Origin of the sequence: Streptomyces sp. NPDC048696, from assembly GCF_043198895.1 — a bacterium.
GTDB lineage: Bacteria > Actinomycetota > Actinomycetes > Streptomycetales > Streptomycetaceae > Streptomyces.
This window is the reverse complement of sequence record NZ_JBICVJ010000009.1, coordinates 302,838-319,591: the sequence shown is the minus strand read 5'-3', so window position 1 is coordinate 319,591 and position 16,754 is coordinate 302,838. Positions and strand designations below refer to the sequence as shown.

13 protein-coding genes are annotated in these 16,754 nt (G+C 72.4%); 7 read left to right on the top strand and 6 right to left on the bottom strand.

Features of this window, described 5'->3' with window-relative positions:
• Positions 1-12 precede the first annotated feature (12 nt).
• From ACGFRG_RS21405 to ACGFRG_RS21395, 3 genes are read right to left on the bottom strand one after another with little or no spacing between them, the layout of a single operon-like run.
• Positions 13-672 carry an ABC transporter ATP-binding protein gene (locus ACGFRG_RS21405; protein ID WP_393266038.1) on the bottom strand — a complete coding sequence of 220 codons (660 nt, stop codon included), beginning with the start codon at positions 670-672 and terminating at the stop codon, positions 13-15.
• A gap of 22 nt (positions 673-694) precedes the next feature.
• Positions 695-3,154, bottom strand: a complete 2,460-nt coding sequence (locus ACGFRG_RS21400) for an ATP-binding cassette domain-containing protein (protein ID WP_393266036.1) — start codon at positions 3,152-3,154, stop codon at positions 695-697.
• 3 nt (positions 3,155-3,157) lie between these two features.
• Entirely contained in the window at positions 3,158-3,541 is a 384-nt protein-coding gene (locus ACGFRG_RS21395; protein ID WP_393266033.1) for a hypothetical protein, read from the bottom strand.
• A gap of 104 nt (positions 3,542-3,645) precedes the next feature.
• Between ACGFRG_RS21395 and ACGFRG_RS21390 the strand changes: the two genes are divergently transcribed.
• Positions 3,646-4,164, top strand: a complete 519-nt coding sequence (locus ACGFRG_RS21390) for a hypothetical protein (RefSeq protein ID WP_393266030.1) — start codon at positions 3,646-3,648, stop codon at positions 4,162-4,164.
• Positions 4,142-5,416 (top strand): ABC transporter substrate-binding protein, encoded by a 1,275-nt coding sequence (locus ACGFRG_RS21385; protein WP_361421445.1) that lies wholly within the window; start codon positions 4,142-4,144, stop codon positions 5,414-5,416. The genes ACGFRG_RS21390 and ACGFRG_RS21385 overlap by 23 nt, the downstream gene beginning before the upstream one ends.
• A 12-nt stretch (positions 5,417-5,428) precedes the next feature.
• Here the strand turns inward: ACGFRG_RS21385 and ctaD are convergent, their stop codons facing one another.
• Entirely contained in the window at positions 5,429-7,138 is a 1,710-nt protein-coding gene (gene ctaD, locus ACGFRG_RS21380) for a cytochrome c oxidase subunit I (protein ID WP_361421442.1), read from the bottom strand.
• Positions 7,139-7,613: 475 nt separating this feature from the next.
• On the opposite strand from ctaD, the gene ACGFRG_RS21375 reads away from it, so the two are divergent.
• Positions 7,614-7,829, top strand: a complete 216-nt coding sequence (locus ACGFRG_RS21375; RefSeq protein WP_361421439.1) for an I78 family peptidase inhibitor — start codon at positions 7,614-7,616, stop codon at positions 7,827-7,829.
• A gap of 129 nt (positions 7,830-7,958) precedes the next feature.
• Here the strand turns inward: ACGFRG_RS21375 and ACGFRG_RS21370 are convergent, their stop codons facing one another.
• The gene (locus tag ACGFRG_RS21370) at positions 7,959-8,948 is read right to left on the bottom strand and encodes a phosphatase PAP2 family protein (protein ID WP_393266026.1); all 990 of its coding nucleotides are present in this window, start codon (positions 8,946-8,948) and stop codon (positions 7,959-7,961) included.
• Positions 8,949-9,534: 586 nt separating this feature from the next.
• Between ACGFRG_RS21370 and ACGFRG_RS21365 the strand changes: the two genes are divergently transcribed.
• Both ACGFRG_RS21365 and ACGFRG_RS21360 read left to right on the top strand, forming a co-directional pair.
• The gene (locus ACGFRG_RS21365) at positions 9,535-11,181 is read left to right on the top strand and encodes an MFS transporter (RefSeq protein ID WP_393266023.1); all 1,647 of its coding nucleotides are present in this window, start codon (positions 9,535-9,537) and stop codon (positions 11,179-11,181) included.
• An 88-nt stretch (positions 11,182-11,269) separates the two neighbouring features.
• Positions 11,270-12,460, top strand: coding sequence for an acyl-CoA dehydrogenase family protein (locus tag ACGFRG_RS21360; protein WP_361421430.1), 1,191 nt, complete (start codon positions 11,270-11,272; stop codon positions 12,458-12,460).
• Positions 12,461-12,494: 34 nt separating this feature from the next.
• Here ACGFRG_RS21360 and ACGFRG_RS21355 read toward each other — a convergent pair whose 3' ends face one another.
• Positions 12,495-12,926: a cell division protein SepF gene (locus ACGFRG_RS21355; RefSeq protein WP_361421427.1), complete on the bottom strand. Its 432-nt coding sequence runs from the start codon at positions 12,924-12,926 to the stop codon at positions 12,495-12,497.
• Positions 12,927-13,236: 310 nt separating this feature from the next.
• Between ACGFRG_RS21355 and ACGFRG_RS21350 the strand changes: the two genes are divergently transcribed.
• A complete protein-coding gene (locus ACGFRG_RS21350; RefSeq protein WP_393266019.1) occupies positions 13,237-14,520 on the top strand; it encodes a DUF5685 family protein in 1,284 nt (427 codons plus the stop codon).
• A 376-nt stretch (positions 14,521-14,896) separates the two neighbouring features.
• Positions 14,897-16,741 (top strand): FAD/NAD(P)-binding protein, encoded by a 1,845-nt coding sequence (locus ACGFRG_RS21345; RefSeq protein ID WP_393266017.1) that lies wholly within the window; start codon positions 14,897-14,899, stop codon positions 16,739-16,741.
• Positions 16,742-16,754 lie beyond the last annotated feature (13 nt).

Sequence of the window (16,754 nt, the reverse complement as noted above, 5' to 3'; positions counted from 1 at the left end):
TGGGGCCACCGGTCATCGGGGCGAGCCGTCGCCGAACTCCGCGCTCTCGCCGCTGAACACCACCCGCCCGCGCCGCAGGTGATGCACGATCGCCGTCCGTCCGGGCGGCAGCCGCTGTTCCGCGACGACGACGGCCGCCTCCCGGGCCAGCTCCGCCAGCAGGTCGTACGTGCGGTCGGCGACCGGCGGGGACATGCCCTGGGTCGGCTCGTCGAGCAGGACGAGGCGGGCACCGCGCAGCAGCGCGCGCGAGACGGCGAGCATCCGCTGCTCGCCGCCGGAGAGCGTGCCCGCCCGGCGCGGGAGCAGCGGGCGCAGCTGCGGATATCCGTCGAGCGCGACCGTGAAGTCGGCGTCGGGGGCGGCCAGTTCGAGGTTGTCGGCGACCGTCAGACCGGCGTGCACGGCCCGGGTGTCCGGGACCAGGCAGAGGCCGCGCCGCGCCCGCAGATGGGCGGGCAGCCGGGTGACGTCGGCGCCCTGCCACACCACCCGCCCGGCCGCGAGTGCCACCGTGCCCGCCAGCGCGCGCAGGGCGGTGGTGCGCCCGGAGCCGTTGCGGCCGAGCAGGACGGTGAGGGCGCGGGCGGGCACGGCCAGGTCGACCCCGTGCAGCGCCTCCAGCGGCCCGTACCGCACCCGGGCGCCGCTCAGTTCGATCTCGACGCCCATGTCCCGCCTCCGCGCCGCGCGCTCATTCGATCCGTCCCGCCCGCATCACATGCACCCGGTCGGCGATGTCCGCGACCAGGTCGAGGTCGTGCTCGACGACGAGGACGGCCATGCCGTCGGCGGCCAGCGCGCGCAGCACCCGGGCCAGTTCGCGGATCTCGGCTGCGTCCAGACCGGCCGAGGGCTCGTCGAGCAGCAGGGTGTGCGGGCGGCCCGCGAGCGCCCGGCCGAGCTCGACGCGGCGCAGCGTGCCGGTCGGCAGTCCGGCCGCGGGCAGCCGCCGTACCGCGCCCGCCAGGCCCATCAGCCGCAGGGCCTGCTCCACGGCGGCCGGGTCCCGCACCCGGCCCTGCTCGGCCCCGACCCGTACGTTCTCCTCCACGGTCAGCGAGGGGAACACGGCGATCCGCTGGAAGGTCCGCGCGATGCCGAGCCGGGTGCGGGCGTGGGCCGGGCGGCGGGTGATGTCGTCCCCGCCGAGCTCGACCCGGCCCGCGTCGGGGCGCAGGGTCCCGCACAGGCAGTGGAACAGGGTGGTCTTGCCCGCGCCGTTGCCGCCGATCAGCGCGGTGACCGAGCCCGGCGGCACGGTCAGGTCGACCCCGGCCAGGACGGTGTACGGCCCGTACGAGAGCCGTACACCGTGCGCGGTGAGCTGCGGGGGCGGCGCCGGGACCGGGCCCGGGCGCGCTGTGCGGGCTGGTGGCGGCTGCGGACGCGCGGGCCGCCGCCACCGGGACAGCAGCTCGTGGACCTGCGGGAAGCGCCCGATCAGCAGCGCGAGCAGGCCCACGACGGCCGCCGCCACCCCGCCCCGGGTCCCCGCGTCCAGGCCGACCAGGAGCGCGGCCCCGGCGAGCGCCCCCAGCGGGTTGTCGGCGCCCAGGACCACCACCGCCGCGAACCAGAGCAGCCCGCGCACCGGGTCGTACGCGCCCGGGTCGAAGGTGCGCAGGCCCATCGAGAGCAGGCCGCCGCCGAGCGCGGCCAGGGCGGCGCCCGTCACGAACGCGAGGAGCTTGAGCGCGGGGACGGGCACGCCCGCGGCGGCCGCGCCCTCCTCGTGGTCGCGCATGGCCGCCAGCGCCCGGCCCGGACGCCCCCGGCGCAGCGCGGCGACCGCGAGCAACGAGCACAGGAGCAGGGCGAGTTCGACGGTGTAGTACGCGCGGTCGTCGGCCAGGCCCGCGGGGCGGGACACGGTCAGGCCCGAGGTCGCGTACGGCTGGGCGAACACGAAACGGCTAGCCGCCACGCCCACCGCCAGCGTCGCCAGGGCCAGCGCCAGGCCGTGCCGGCGGATCGCGGGCCGGCCGGTCAGCAGGCCCAGCGGGGCGACCAGGAGCACCGCGAGGCCCAGCGCGACCAGCTCCGGCACCGACCGCGCGAGCCACGCCGTGAAGAGCGCGCCCAGACCCGCGTACGCCGTCTGGCCCAGCGAGATCTGGCCGCCCCGGCCGGTCACCACGACCAGCGAGAGCAGGATGATCGCCAGCGCCGGGACCTGCACCGAGGTGTGCAGATCGGAGCCCGCGAAGCCGAGCGGCAGCAGGAACAGGACCCCCGCCACCAGCCAGGCCACGGGCGGTATCCGCACCGCCGCCACGGTCGTACGCGACAGCGCGTCCCGCCCGCCGACCCCCGGCAGCACCAGGGCGGCGACCAGCAGCGCCACCACGAACAGGTTCGCCCCCACCGCTTGGAGGAGCGGTTCGGCGCGGCCGGACGGGTGCAGCCGGGTCAGCTGGGCCTGGGCCACGCCGATCAGGAGCGCCGCCGCCACCGCGACCACGGCACTGCGCATCCTGGCGATCACCGCGACCGCGATGACCTCGACGACGAGCAGGGGCAGCCCGTACGGGTCGAGTCGTACGTAGGGCGCGAGCAGGACACCCGTCAGACCGGCCGTGAACGCGCCGAACGCCCAGCCCACCGACGCCACCCGGTCGGTGTCGATGCCGCCGAGCGCGGCCAGTTCGCGGTTGTCGACGACCGCCCGCACCTCGCCGCCGAACCGCGTCCAGCGGGTCACCGTCACCACCAGGGCGGCCAGCGCCGCGACCACCGCCAGCTGGCCCCACGGCTCGTCCGTCACCAGGGCCGGGGCGTCGGGCCGCGCCCCCTGGCCCCAGATCAGCGCGGCGCCGCCGACGAGTAGCACGAACACACCGATCGAGGCGACCAGCGTCCGGGTGGGGTCGTTGCCCTCGACGGAGAGGCGGCGGAAGACCACGACGTCGAGCACGACGCCGACGGCCGGGGCGATCACCACCAGGGTCACGGCGGCCGCGAGCGCGAGCGGCCAGTGCCAGTCGACGACCAACTGGCGCAGCACATAGGCGCACACCATGGCGATCGCGCCGTGCGCCAGATTGAGCACTCCGGTGGTGCGGTAGGTGACGACGAGGCCCATGCCGGTGAGGGCCGCCGCGCTGCCGACCGTGAGGCCCGCGAGCGTCAGGTCGTACGTCAGGGACGCCACGGGTCAGGGCTCGCACAGGGGGCAGGGGTCGAGCGCCCGGTCGCCGACGGGCCGCGCGTCGGGGCGCGCGGCGACCAGCGGGCAGTCGGGCCGGTGCGCCAGCGTTCCGCCCGGCACGCACAGCGGCGGGCCGTCCGAGGACGGCGGCCCGGGTTCCGCCGGGGCCTCGGCCGGGCGAGGCGGTACCTGTGGGGCGGCCTCCACGCGCGCGAGGAGCACCGCGCCCGCCACCAGGAGGGCCGCGCCCGGCACGGAGCAGGAGGCGAGATACGGGATCTGGCGCGCGGCGAACCGCTCGCCGGACACGCCGTACCAGCCCGCCACGCACAGGACCGCGCCGCAGGCGACGGCCGCGAGGCCCGCCCACAGCAGCTGGGAAGTCCGCATCAGGCCCCCAGGTCCCGCGTCGCGTCTGGTGGTGGAAGGCGATTCCTTGCACTATGCCCTGAAGCGGCAGACCCTGGAAGCATTCGGTCTTGGTGGTGAGCCAGATGAGTCTCGGCACTCGCGTTCGACCTGCGGCCTGGGCGGCCGCGGCGGTCCTCGTCCTGGTCCCGGTCGCGTCCGCGTGCTCGGACAGCGGCGGCGGCTCCGCGAAGTCCCCCTCGCCCACGGTGACCGCGCCCGCCAACTCCCCGGCCCTCGACCAACCCGCCGACCCGGCGGCGGCCAAGGCGCGGATCGAGCGGAACTGGGCGGTCTTCTTCGACTCCAGGGCGTCCACCGACGCCAAGGTGAAGGTCCTGGAGAACGGCGACACCCTGCGGCCGCTGCTCGCCGCGTTCGGCGGCGACAAGAACGCGGCGCAGTCCTCGGCGAAGGTCACCGGCGTCACGTTCACCTCGCCCACCGGCGCCGCTGTGACGTACAACCTGCTGGTCGGCGGCAACCCGGCGCTGCCCGGCGCCAAGGGCACCGCGGTGCTCCAGGACGGGACATGGAAGGTCTCGGTGAAGACGCTCTGCGCGCTGGTCAAGCTGAGCGGCAATGCGGCCGCGCCGGGCTGCTGAGGCACTGCTGCTGACGGCGCTGCTCCTGCTCGGCGCCGGCTGCGGCAGCCGGCTTCCCGAGCGGGACTTCGAGGGCGGGCCGACGTCGCCCGCCGCCGCCGAGCCGATCCGGATCGGCATCATCGCCGGCGAGACCAGCCCGGTCGGCGGCGCCGCCTTCACCGGGCCGCGCGACGGCGCCCGCGCCTACTTCGCCGCGCTCAACGCCCAAGGCGGCCTCGGCGGGCGCAAGATCGAGGTGCTGACCTGCGACGACGGGGGCAGCGGGGTCGGCAACACCGAGTGTGTGCACCGGCTGGTGGACGAGAAGAAGGTGTTCGCGCTGGTCGCGACGACCGCGCTCGACTACGCGGGCGCGCCGCTGGTCTCCGCCGCCGGTGTCCCCGACATCGGCGGCCAGCCGATCGGCGCGGCCTATGACACCTATCCGCATCTGTACGGGATCTACGGCAGCGACGCCCCGCGCGACGGCACGGTCGGCTGGGACGGCAGCCTCTACGGCGGCACCGAGGTCTACCGCTACTTCAAGAACGAGCAGGGCGCGCGCACGGCCGCCGTCGTCTCCTACAACCAGGCCGCGTCCGCCGCGTACGCCCGTCTGGTGACCGCCGGGCTGAAGGCCGAGGGCTTTTCAGTGGTCGGCGAACAGGTCGACTTCGTGCTGCCGAACTTCCGTGCCGTCGCCGCCGACCTGAAGGACCGGGGCGCCGATCTGGTCTTCGACGCGCTGGACACCCACGGCAATGTGCAGCTCTGCGAGGCCATGGACGCGCTCGGCGTGAAGGTCACCGCGAAGGTCACCAATGTGCAGAACTGGAACGCGGCCGTCGGCGACGACTACCGCGACGCGCCGCGCTGCCGCAACGCCCTGTGGGCGACCGGCTCGTCGCGCGACTACGACGACAAGGACGACCCGCAGGTGGCGGCGTTCCGCGCGGCGCTGAAGGGCAAGACGCTCTCCCAGTGGCAGTTGGAGGGCTGGGCGGCCGCGATGTGGTTCACGGACGCGGCCCGCTCCTGCCCCCCGGCCGCGCTCACGCGCGCGTGCGTGGAGGACTTCCTGGGCCGCCCGCAGCCTTACACCGCGCGCGGCCTGCTCCTCCCGGTGTCGTACGGGCATCTCGCCCGGCCGCCGAAGGAGCGCCGCACCTGTCTGTCGGTGGCCCGCTGGCAGGACGGCAAGGGGTGGGTTGCCCAGGGGGAGATGACCACGAACTGCTTCACCGTCCCACAGCTGGCCTACCGGCCCTGAGCCGTCGGCGGCTCAGTCGGAGGACGGTCCGGGCTCCTGCCCGACCGGCTCCTTCTCCTTGCGGCCCTCGGCCGCCAGGTCGTCGCGGAACGGGGCGAACTCGGGGTGGTGCAGATCGAAGGCGGGGGACTCGGTGCGGATGCGGGGGATGGTCACGAAGTTGTGGCGCGGCGGCGGGCACGAGGTCGCCCACTCAAGGGAGCGCCCGAACCCCCAGGGGTCGTCGACGCCCACCAGCTCCCCGTACTTCGTGGTCTTCCAGACGTTGTAGAGGAACGGCAACGTGGACATGCCGAGCAGGAAGGCGCCGATGGAGGAGACCGTGTTGAGGGCGGTGAAGCCGTCGGCGGCCAGGTAGTCCGCGTACCGTCGGGGCATGCCCTCGGCGCCCAGCCAGTGCTGGACCAGGAACGTGGTGTGGAAGCCGATGAAGAGCGTCCAGAAGTGGATCTTGCCGAGGCGTTCGTCGAGCATCTTGCCGGTGAACTTGGGCCACCAGAAGTAGAAGCCGCCGAACGTCGCGAAGACGACCGTGCCGAAGACGACGTAGTGGAAGTGGGCCACCACGAAGTAGGAGTCGGTGACATGGAAGTCGAGCGGTGGCGAGGCGAGGATGACGCCGGTGAGGCCGCCGAACAGGAAGCTCACCAGGAACCCCACCGCCCACAGCATCGGAGTCTCGAAGCTCAGCGAGCCGCGCAGCATCGTGCCGGTCCAGTTGAAGAACTTCACCCCGGTCGGCACCGCGATCAGGAACGACATGAACGAGAAGAACGGCAGCAGCACCGCGCCGGTCGCGAACATGTGGTGCGCCCACACCACGATGGACAGGCCGGTGATCGCCATGGTGGCGCCGACCAGGGTGAGATAGCCGAAGATCGGCTTACGGGCGAAGACCGGGATGATCTCGGTGATGATGCCGAAGAACGGCAGCGCGATGATGTAGACCTCGGGATGGCCGAAGAACCAGAAGAGGTGCTGCCACAGCAGCGCGCCTCCCCACTGCGGCTCGAACACCACCGAGCCGAACCTGCGGTCCGCCTCCAGGACGAGCAGCGCCGCCGCGAGCACCGGGAAGGCGACCAGCACCAGGATCGAGGTGAACAGCACGTTCCAGGTGAAGACCGGCATCCGGAACATCGTCATACCCGGCGCGCGCATCCCGATGATCGTGGTCAGGAAGTTGACGGCACCCAGGATCGTGCCGAATCCGGCGAGCGCGAGCCCCATGATCCACAGGTCCGGGCCGACGCCGGGGGAGTGGACCGAGGAGTTGAGCGGCGCGTAGGCGAACCAGCCGAAGGCGGCCGGGCCCCCGGTGACGAAGAACGAGCCGATGACGATGAGCCCGCCGAAGAGGAACAGCCAGTACGAGAGCATGTTCAGCCGGGGGAAGGCGACGTCCGGCGAGCCGATCTGCAACGGCATGATCTCGTTGGCGAACCCGGCGAAGGTCGGGGTGGCGAAGAGCAGCAGCATGATCGTGCCGTGCATGGTGAAGAGCTGGTTGTACTCCTGATTGGTCATGATCTGCAGGCCCGGGCGGGCCAGCTCGGCCCGCATGAGCAGCGCCATCACTCCGGCGGCCAGGAAGAACACGAACGAGGTGACCAGGTAGAGGTGCCCGATCTTCTTGTGATCCGTGGTGGTCAGCCAGTCCACGATCACCCGGCCCGACTGCCGGGCCTCCACCGGTTCCGCGGTCGCCGTCTCCGTACCCATCGCCGCCCCCACTCAGGTGTCAGGCATCAGGCCGGTAGCCATGATGCTCGCGCTGGTACCCGGTCCGACAGGGTGCGTACGTGACCGGGAGAGGCGCATACGAGCCAAACGGGCCGGGCGCAGCCGACGGCGAAGCGGAACCGTCGTCGGTGCGGATTCTGTAAGGATGCCGTGAATTCCCTATGGCCCGTCAATTTCCCACGCTGGGCGCCGGGGAAGTAATTCCCGCGCATGTTTGCGAGACCCCGTCCGGTGAATTCCGTAATGGATCCGAACCATCTGTCGAAGGGTGCCGCATTTCGCGTCGGGCCGCGCGGAACTCCCCGTACGAGTGACCAAGTTCGAGGTAAACCCCACGCCGGATGCTGTGACACAAGTGTGACCGGCGGGGGACGTGGTGCGGACACGGGCAGGGCAGGAGCAGCGGAGGGGCCCCGGCTTCCGTCACCGCGCGGGGCCGCCTACGGTGGCTGACATGGCACCCATACCGACCCCTTCCGCACAGCCCGACGATGCCCCCGACGCCTATGTGGGCCTGCCCGGCGAGGACGCCGAGCGCCTCGCACGCGCGCGTGGCTGGAGCACCGTCAGGTCGCTCCCGCCCGGCTCGATCATCACCATGGAGTACCTCGAAGGGCGGCTGAACTTCGAGGTGGCCGACGGCACGGTGATCCGCTGCTGGCGCGGCTGACCGCGATCGGTCCGTACGTACGACGAAGGCCCCGGCCGCTCCGAGGGGAGCCGCGGGGCCTTCGCCTTGCGGGGGTGGTTGTGCGTACCGGTCCCCCGCCGTCCAGTGTGCCGAGCGGCAGGCGCCGGGTCAGCCGCCGATCGGGCGCGCCGGGGCCGGGCGCGGGGCGCGCTCGGAGTGCTGCGGGCGCCTGCTGGCCGCCGGGGGCACGGGGGGCCGCTCCGGGCGGGAGCCGGAGGGGGGCCGGGTGGCGCCCCGGGCCGCGCGGCCGCTACCGGCCACGCCGACCGGCTCGCGCACCGGCGCGTCGTCCTCGTTGACGCTGCGCTGGGCGAACATCGCGGGCAGCGCGCCGGCCGGAACGGGCAGCGCGGGAGCGGCAGTTCCACGCGCGCGCCACTTGGCGCGCAGGGCGAAGACCAGGGCTTCGGCGCGGGCGATCAGCGGCTCGCACCAGGGCAGCATGAGCAGGATCAGGAGCCCGGCCGCCCAGCCGAGGAGCACGTCGCTCACCCAGTGCGTACCGAGGTAGACGGTGGTGGCGCCGACGCCGAGGGCGACCATCGCCGAGATCACCGACAGCCAGCGCCGGGCCCTCGGGGTGGTGGCCAGATAGGCGAGGATGCCCCAGGTCACCACCGCGTTGGCGGTGTGGCCGGAGGGGAATATATCGCCGCCCGCGAAGAGCTCGGCGGAGCCGATCTGCGTCGCGTAGTGCGGACCGAGGCGGCCCAGGCCGAGCTTGACCGCGCCGACCGTGATGTTCAGGAGCAGCAGCGAGGCGCCGAGCGCGAGCAGCGGGCGCAGGGTGTGCTGCCGCCAGGAGCGCCAGCCCAGCCAGGCCGCGACCATCACCGCCGTCGGGCCGCGCTGGCCGAGGACCACGAAGTAGTCGAGGAAGGCGTGCAGCTGCGGCCACTGCTCGTACGGCCGGTAGAGCATGACCTTCCAGTCCAGCTCGACGAGCCAGGAGGAGGCGAGCACGGCGACGACGATGGCGAGGTAGAACGCCATCGTCGCGGCGAAGAGGATCACGCGGTGACGGCTCATCCGCGGGATCGCTATCTTCGGCGGTTCGGGCTCCCGGTCCAGACGGGCGAAGATTCGGTCGGTACGCACTCAATCGACGTTACAGCGAGTGAGTGACAGCCCAGGCCGATCCGGCGGGTTTGTGATGACGATGTGATGTGGAGTAGGTCTCACGCGCCGGATTATTCCCGGGCCCGGAAAATACGGTGATGACCTTGGGATCTATTCCGTCCGGCCCGGTTCGGGAACGCGCATTGGATCCGATGAATTGGTTCGCCGGGAAGCTGGGCGGAATTCATCGTTCGGTCATCGGCCCCGGCACGGTGTGCCGGGCAATCGCGGCACGGCGTGCCAAGATCATTTATCCTGGCCCGGCCCGTCGCCCCGCCGCACTTCCGTCGTCGCACTTCCTCGCATGGTGAGCTGTGGGTGAAGCGGAGTGCACGCAGGCGTAACGGAGTGGCGTACGCCACACCCGTGGGGCGTACGGGGTGAGAGGTGCACCACGTGCCGATGGCTTGAACTCGCGTACGCTGACGGATCACTCGCATCGTCGATGCCGGGCCCGCCAAGACCGAGCAGGTCGTGGGGCCGCCGAGAGCGAGGGACGACGCGTCACCGCGAGGCCGGCGCGTCCCGGGACCCCGGCAGGGGCCGCCGTACAGGAGGTACACACATGGCAGGAACGACACCGGCCGCCGCTCGCGCGCGTGCCGTCACCGGCGGTGCGAACCGCTGGGTCGTCCTCGTCGTCCTCTGTGTGAGCCTGCTGCTGGTCGCGCTCGACGCGACCGTTCTGCACGTCGCGGTCCCCTCGGTCACCGAGGACCTGCGCCCCAGCGCCACCGCGCTCCTGTGGATCGTCGACGCCTACCCCCTGGTCTGCGCCGCGCTCCTCATCCTCTTCGGCACCCTCGGCGACCGCGTCGGCCGCCGCCGGGTGCTGCTGCTCGGCTACGGGATATTCGGCGCGGCGTCGGCGGTCGCCGCCCTCGCCGGTTCGGCCGAGGTGCTGATCGTGGCCCGCGCGCTGCTCGGGGTCGGCGGCGCGATGATCATGCCCGCCACGCTCTCGATCCTGCGCGCGGTCTTCCCCGACCGTCGTGAACGCGCCACCGCCATCGGCGTGTGGACCGCGACCGCCGCGATCGGCGCCGCCACCGGGCCGGTGCTCGGCGGCTTCCTGGTCCAGCACTTCTGGTGGGGCTCGGTCTTCCTGATCAACATCCCGCTGATGGCGCTGATCCTGCCGCTCGGCCGCAGGCTGCTGCCCGAGTCGAAGGGCTCCGCCGACGGGCCGTGGGACGTGCTCGGCGCGCTGATGGCGGCGGCCGGTGTGCTCACCCTGGTGCTCGGCGTGAAGCGCGTCGGCGCCGGTCACGGCCTCGTGGACGACTGGACCCTGGCGCCGCTGTGCGCGGGCACCGCCCTGATCGTCCTGTTCGTACGCCGCCAGAAGCGCCGCGCGCATCCGCTCGTCGACATGCGGATGTTCTCCCGGCCCACCTTCTCCACCTCGGTGGGGTGCATCGTCCTCGCCATGCTGGCGCTGGTCGGCCTGGAGCTGATCGCGGTCCAGTACCTCCAGCTGGTCCTCGGGCTCAGCCCGCTGGAGACCGGCCTGCGGCTGCTGCCGCTCACCTTCGCCGCGATGGCCGCAGGCGCCACCGGCTCGCACACCCTGCGCAGGTTCGGCCCGCGCACGATGGTCGCCTGCGGCTTCGCGCTCACCGCCGGGGCGGTCCTCCTCCTGGTCCTGATGGGTCAGCACGACCGGCCGGCGCTGCTGACCTGCGCCTTCATAGTCCTGGGCTTCGGCCTGCAGACGACGCTCTTCGGGGCGTACGAATCGATGCTCAGCGAGGCGCCCGCCGACTGTGCGGGCGGCGCCGCCGCGATCGGCGAGACCTCGTACCAGCTCGGCGCCGGGATGGGCATAGCCCTGCTCGGCAGCGTGATGAACGCGGCCTACGCGCCCGGCGTCGCCTCGGTCCCCGGGGTGCCGGACACCGCGTCGGCGGGCGCGGCCAACTCGCTGGGCGAGGCGTACGACATCGCGGCCCGGCTCGGGGGGCCCGCGGGGGAGGCCCTGCGCAGCGCCGCGCGGCAGTCCTTCGTGCACGGTCTGCATGTGACGCTGCTGGTCAGCGTGGGTCTGCTGGTCCTCGGCGCGCTGGCCGCGCTGCGGCTGCCGCGGGTGATGGAGTGCGCGGCGCAGCACGCGGAACTGCCCGCCCAGCGCGCCGACGAGCCGTCGGCGACGGCCGCTCAGCCGATGGTCCCCGCCGCCGAGGCCGCGGGGTCTGGACGCGCGGGACACTGACCCGTAACGTCTGCGCTCAGCAATAACTACCACTGCTAGTTTTAGCTGAGCCGCACAGGTTCCGAGCGAGCCGCCGGAGGCATCCCTCATGTCCGCACCCGCCAAGCTGCCCCCCTTCGACCCGGCCGACCCCCTCGGCATCGACGATCTGCTGAGCGCCGAGGACCTCGCGATCCGCGACACCGTCCGTTCCTGGGCCGCCGACCGGGTCCTGCCGCACATCGCCGAGTGGTACGAGAACGGCGAGCTCCCCGGCATCCGCGAACTCGCCCGCGAGCTCGGCTCGATCGGCGCGCTCGGCATGTCCCTGACCGGTTACGGCTGTGCGGGCGCCACCGCCGTCCAGTACGGCCTGGCCTGCCTGGAGCTGGAGGCGGCCGACTCGGGCATCCGCTCGCTCGTCTCCGTCCAGGGCTCACTGGCGATGTACGCGATCTGGAAGTACGGCTCCGAGGAGCAGAAGCGGCGCTGGCTGCCCGGTATGGCGGCGGGCGAGATCATCGGCTGCTTCGGCCTCACCGAGCCCGACCACGGCTCCGACCCGGCCGGCATGCGCACCTACGCCAAGAAGGACGGCACCGACTGGGTGCTCAACGGGCGCAAGATGTGGATCACCAATGGCTCGGTCGCCGGGGTCGCGGTGGTGTGGGCGCAGACCGACGACGGCATCCGCGGTTTCGCCGTACCGACCGACACCCCCGGCTTCTCGGCGCCGGAGATCAAGCACAAGTGGTCGCTGCGGGCGTCGGTCACCAGTGAGCTGGTCATGGACGACGTACGGCTGCCCGCCGACGCGGTGCTGCCCGGGGTCACCGGCCTCAAGGGGCCGCTCAGCTGTCTCTCGCACGCGCGCTACGGGATCGTCTGGGGCGCGATGGGCGCGGCCCGCTCCTCCTTCGAGGCGGCCGTGGAGTACGCGAAGAGCCGCGAGCAGTTCGGCAGGCCCATCGGAGGCTTCCAGCTCACCCAGGCCAAGCTCGCCGACATGGCGGTCGAGCTCCACAAGGGCATCCTGCTCGCCCACCACCTGGGCCTGCGCATGGACGCGGGCCGGCTCCGCCCGGAACAGGTCAGCTTCGGAAAGCTCAACAACGTGCGGGAGGCCATCGAGATCTGCCGCACCTCGCGCACGATCCTCGGAGCGAACGGGATCTCGCTCGAATACCCGGTGATGCGGCACGCCACCAACCTCGAATCGGTGCTGACGTACGAGGGCACCGTCGAGATGCACCAGCTGGTGCTGGGCAAGGCGCTCACCGGACTCGACGCGTTCCGCTAGGGCCCTGGGAACGGGGATCCGGTGAGCGCCTCGCTCAGCTCTGGTTGAAGAAGCCGCCGGTGGCGCGGCCCGCCTCGCCGCTGACGATCTCGGTGTCGGCGGGGGTCAGCAGGAAGACCCTCGTCGCCACCCGCTCGATGGAGCCGCGCAGCCCGAAGGTCAGCCCGGCCGCGAAGTCGACGACGCGCTTGGCGTCACCGGGCTCCATCGACGTGAGGTTCACGATGACCGGGACGCCTTCCCGGAAGAGCTCGCCGATGCCGCGCGCGTCCCGGAAGCCGTCGGGGGTGACGGTGGCGATCCGGCGGCCCTGCTCCTCGGCCGCCTCGGAGACCACCCGCACCCGCGGGTCCGTCACCCAGGCTTCGCCGGACCCGGCTTCCTCGGTGTACTCGTCGTCGTAGTAGCGGTCGTCGTTGTCCTCGACAAGTCCCAGCCAGGCGCTCGCCTTGCGCACCGATCCCATGGACGCCTCCTCTCACAGCGGACTTCTTCTTGCCACTTCTTGCGTTCCGTATCCCTATGGTCGTCCATGATGCGGATACCGCGCCAAGTGGATAGCCGCCGCACAGGGGATTCGTGACGGTACTGGTGCAGAAGATGTGGCGAATCGTCAGCTTTCTTCCGCTGTATGACGGGTAACGGATACAAAATATGAACTTCCGTCCAGACGGGTGATGGAGGGGGCGTACGAGTGAACGGATGGCTCGATACGATGCCTGGCGCACTGTTGAACGAGGCGTAGGGCGTGTGTCCTACGTCACCGGGGGAGCGTCGTGTTCGGAATCGTCAGGCCCTGCTCGCATCGGCTCAGCGAAGGGCTGAAGACTGAGTGGATGGCCCATCTGTGCGGGCTCTGCCTGGCACTTCGCTCGGACCACGGACAGCTCGCCAGGGTGGTGACCAACTACGACGGCCTGATCGTCTCGGTTCTGACGGAGGCTCAGGTCGAGCGGACCACCGGATGGCGGCGCACGGCCGGGCCGTGCCCCCTGCGCGCGATGCGGACCGCCCCGGTCGCCAAGGGTGAGGGTGCCCGGCTCGCCGCGGCCGTCTCCCTGGTCCTGGCCTCGGCGAAGGTCCGCGACCACGTGGCCGACCGGGACGGCCTGTTGAAGCGCAGGCCCGTGGCGCTCGCCGCCCGCCGGGTCGCCGCGAGCTGGGACAGGGCGGGCGCCCGCACGGGTGCGTCGCTCGGCTTCGACACGGCGGTGCTCGTCGACGCGGTCGACCGGCAGACCGCGATCGAGGCGCTCGCCGGGCCCGGCACCTCGCTGCTCACCGTCACCGAGCCGACCGAGACGGCCACGGCCGCCGCCTTCGCCCACACCGCCGTCCTGGCCGGGCGCCCGCACAACGCGGAGCCGCTGGCGGAGGCGGGACGCCTCTTCGGCCGGCTCGCGCATCTGCTGGACGCCGTCGAGGACCAGGCATCTGACGCCGCGTCGGGCGCCTGGAACCCGCTCACCGCGACCGGCACCGACCTCGCCGAGGCCCGTCGGCTCGCCGACGACGCCGTGCACGGCATCCGGCTCGCCCTGCGCGAGGTCGACTTCGTCGACGGCAAGCTCGCGCACGTACTCCTCGCCCATGAGCTCGGCGAGTCCGTGAACCGGTCGTTCGGGACGGTGGGCTGCGCACACGGCGGTCACGGTGACGGGTCGGCGCGGGCCGCGCATCAGCCGGGACCGTACGGCCCCTACACGCCACCGCCGCCGGGCAACCCGTACGCGCCGAGCCCGGGCAGCCCGTACGCCCCGGTGCCCGGCAACCCGTACGGCGCCCCGCCGCAGGGCGAGGGTCCCCGGCCGCCCGCGCCGCGCGGCTTCCTCGCGGGGTGCGGTGTCTTCGCCGGGCTCTGCTGCACCTGTCAGATGTGCTGCGCCAAGGAGTACGAGGGGCCCTGGTCCCGGCGCAAGCGCGAGGGCTTCTGCCGGGACTGCGACTGTGACTGCTGTGACGTCTGCGACTGCTGCAGCAACTGCAGCGGCTGTGCGGACTGTTGTAGCTGTGAAGGCTGCTGCTGCGACGGATGTGACGGCTGCGGCTGCGACTGCTGACGCGCCGTCATGCCGGTGGTGCGGTGGTGCGAGGGGAGGGGTGCGCGGTGCCAGGTGGGTGAAGGCGCGGGAGGAGAAGAGAGAACCGCGATGCGCGGCCGTGCAGGGGGTCGGCTCAACAGGAACAGGACCACACTCGACCGAAGTCGATGTGGGAGCGCGTGACCAGCCACTGCTGCGGATGCATGGCCCAAGTGGAACAGGCATCCGTATCCGCGTCAACCGACCTGAGACGTACGGCTCACAGTACGGACAGGCTTGACAAGCGGCCGTACGCACCGCATAGCCTCGGCAACGGACCGTGCTGAGGGGCTGGTCCGCGCCGTGTTCGTGAAGGCATCACCGTGTTCGATCTCTGCATCCACGGAGCCTTCGCATGCCCCTTGCCGTCCCGAAACTCCCGAAACCCGCCGGACAGCCGTCGGCCCGGCCCGCCGAAGGCTCCGTTCACCGGCCGTCGATCGTCGTGGTGGGAGCCGGTCCGCGGGGGACCGGATTCCTGGAGCGCCTCGCCGCCAACCTCCCCGAGCTGTACGGGGACCGGCCCCTGGACGTCCATCTGGTCGACCCGTATCCGGCGGGCGGCGGCCGGATCTGGCGCGCCGGGCAGTCGCCGCTGCTGTGGATGAACTCCATGGCCGAGGACGTCACCATGTTCACCGACGAGACCGTCCAGCAGGAGGGGCCGGTACGCCCCGGACCCACCCTCGCCGAATGGGCCGGGATCGACGGGCGGACCTTCCCGAGCCGGCCGGCGCAGGGCGCCTACCTGCGCTGGGTGTACGAGGAGGCGGTGGCCGCGCTCGGGCCGACGGTCACCGTGCACGAGCACCGCACGCGCGCGCTGCGGATCGCCGGACCGCGCGAGGGCCGCCAGTACGTCCGCCTGGAGGGCCGCGCCGAACCGCTGCCCGCCGATCTCGTGGTGCTCACCATCGGCCATCTGGACGCCGAACTCGACGACGAACAGCGGGAGTTGGCGGCTTTCGCAGACCGCCACGGCCTCGTCCATCTGCCGCCGGACTTCACCGCCGACTCGGATCTGTCGGCCCTGCGCCCCGGCGAACCGGTGATCGTGCGCGGCTTCGGGCTCGCCTTCATCGACCTGATGGTGCTCCTGACCGAGGGGCGCGGCGGTCGGTTCGCGGCGGACGGGAGCTACCGCCCGTCGGGCCGGGAGCCGGTGCTGCACGTCGGGTCGCGGCGCGGTGTCCCGTACCACTCCAAGATCGGATACGGCTGGCAGGGCGAACGTCCGCCGCTGCCCCGCTTCTTCGGGCCCGAGGCCGTCGACGACCTGCTCGGCCGGCCGGGCCGCCCCGACTTCCGCCGGGACGTCTGGCCGCTCATCGGCAAGGAGCTCGGCTTCGCCCACTACCACCGGCTCTTCACCGCCCATCCGGAGCGCACGGCCGTCGACTGGCCGGACTTCGAGGAGAAATACGCGGCCGCCGACCCGGGCGGCCCCGAACTGCCCGCCCTGATCGCCGCCGCCGTCCCCGACCCGGCCGACCGGCTCGACCTGGAGGCCCTTGACCACCCCCTGGACGGGGTGCGCTTCGCGTCGTACGAAGCGCTTCAGGAGGGCTTGCGGGGATACATCCGCCATGACCTGACGCGACGTGATGACACCGCCCACAGCGTCGACTCGGCGGTGTTCCTCGGGCTTCTCTCCGTGTACGGGCAGCTGCCCCGGCTCGGCGATGTGGGCCGCTGGTGGCACGGGTTCTTCAGCCATCTCGCCTCCGGCCCGCCCGGCCCCCGGCTGCGCCGGCTGCTCGCCCTCTCCGACGCCGGGATCGTGCGCTTCCTCGGCGCGGGCATCACCGTCGAGAGCGACGAGGACGCGGGCGTCTTCCGGGCGGGCGGCGCCAGTGTGCCCGGGGAGTGGATCGAGGCCCGCGCACTGGTCGAGGCACGGCTGCCCGAGCCGTCCTCGGAGCGCACCCGTAGCCCACTGCTGCGTGCGCTGTACCGGGACGGGGCGGGCGCGTCCGAGGCGGGGCTGCTCACCGTGGACCCCGCCGACGGGCGCGTCCTGGACCGCGAGAGCCGCCCGCACCCCCGCCGTTTCGCGCTCGGCCCGTACACCACCGCGCGGTCGTCCGGCGCCTTCACCCGGCCCCGCACCGGCGGCACCGCGTTCCGGCAGAACGACGCGACCGCGCGCGCCGCGCTGGGTCTCCTGCGCGACCTGGCGTGCCGCCGCCTCAGTGCCTGACCGGTCGGCCGCT

What these genes read in the sequence shown, in the direction of transcription:
- ACGFRG_RS21405 (WP_393266038.1), bottom strand. Translation starts at nt 672, where the DNA reads ATGGGCGTCGAGATCGAACTGAGCGGCGCCCGGGTGCGGTACGGGCCG.
- ACGFRG_RS21395 (WP_393266033.1), bottom strand. Translation starts at nt 3,541, where the DNA reads ATGCGGACTTCCCAGCTGCTGTGGGCGGGCCTCGCGGCCGTCGCCTGC.
- ACGFRG_RS21390 (WP_393266030.1), top strand. Translation starts at nt 3,646, where the DNA reads ATGAGTCTCGGCACTCGCGTTCGACCTGCGGCCTGGGCGGCCGCGGCG.
- ACGFRG_RS21385 (WP_361421445.1), top strand. Translation starts at nt 4,142, where the DNA reads ATGCGGCCGCGCCGGGCTGCTGAGGCACTGCTGCTGACGGCGCTGCTC.
- ctaD (WP_361421442.1), bottom strand. Translation starts at nt 7,138, where the DNA reads ATGGGTACGGAGACGGCGACCGCGGAACCGGTGGAGGCCCGGCAGTCG.
- ACGFRG_RS21375 (WP_361421439.1), top strand. Translation starts at nt 7,614, where the DNA reads ATGGCACCCATACCGACCCCTTCCGCACAGCCCGACGATGCCCCCGAC.
- ACGFRG_RS21365 (WP_393266023.1), top strand. Translation starts at nt 9,535, where the DNA reads ATGGCAGGAACGACACCGGCCGCCGCTCGCGCGCGTGCCGTCACCGGC.
- ACGFRG_RS21360 (WP_361421430.1), top strand. Translation starts at nt 11,270, where the DNA reads ATGTCCGCACCCGCCAAGCTGCCCCCCTTCGACCCGGCCGACCCCCTC.
- ACGFRG_RS21355 (WP_361421427.1), bottom strand. Translation starts at nt 12,926, where the DNA reads ATGGGATCGGTGCGCAAGGCGAGCGCCTGGCTGGGACTTGTCGAGGAC.
- ACGFRG_RS21345 (WP_393266017.1), top strand. Translation starts at nt 14,897, where the DNA reads ATGCCCCTTGCCGTCCCGAAACTCCCGAAACCCGCCGGACAGCCGTCG.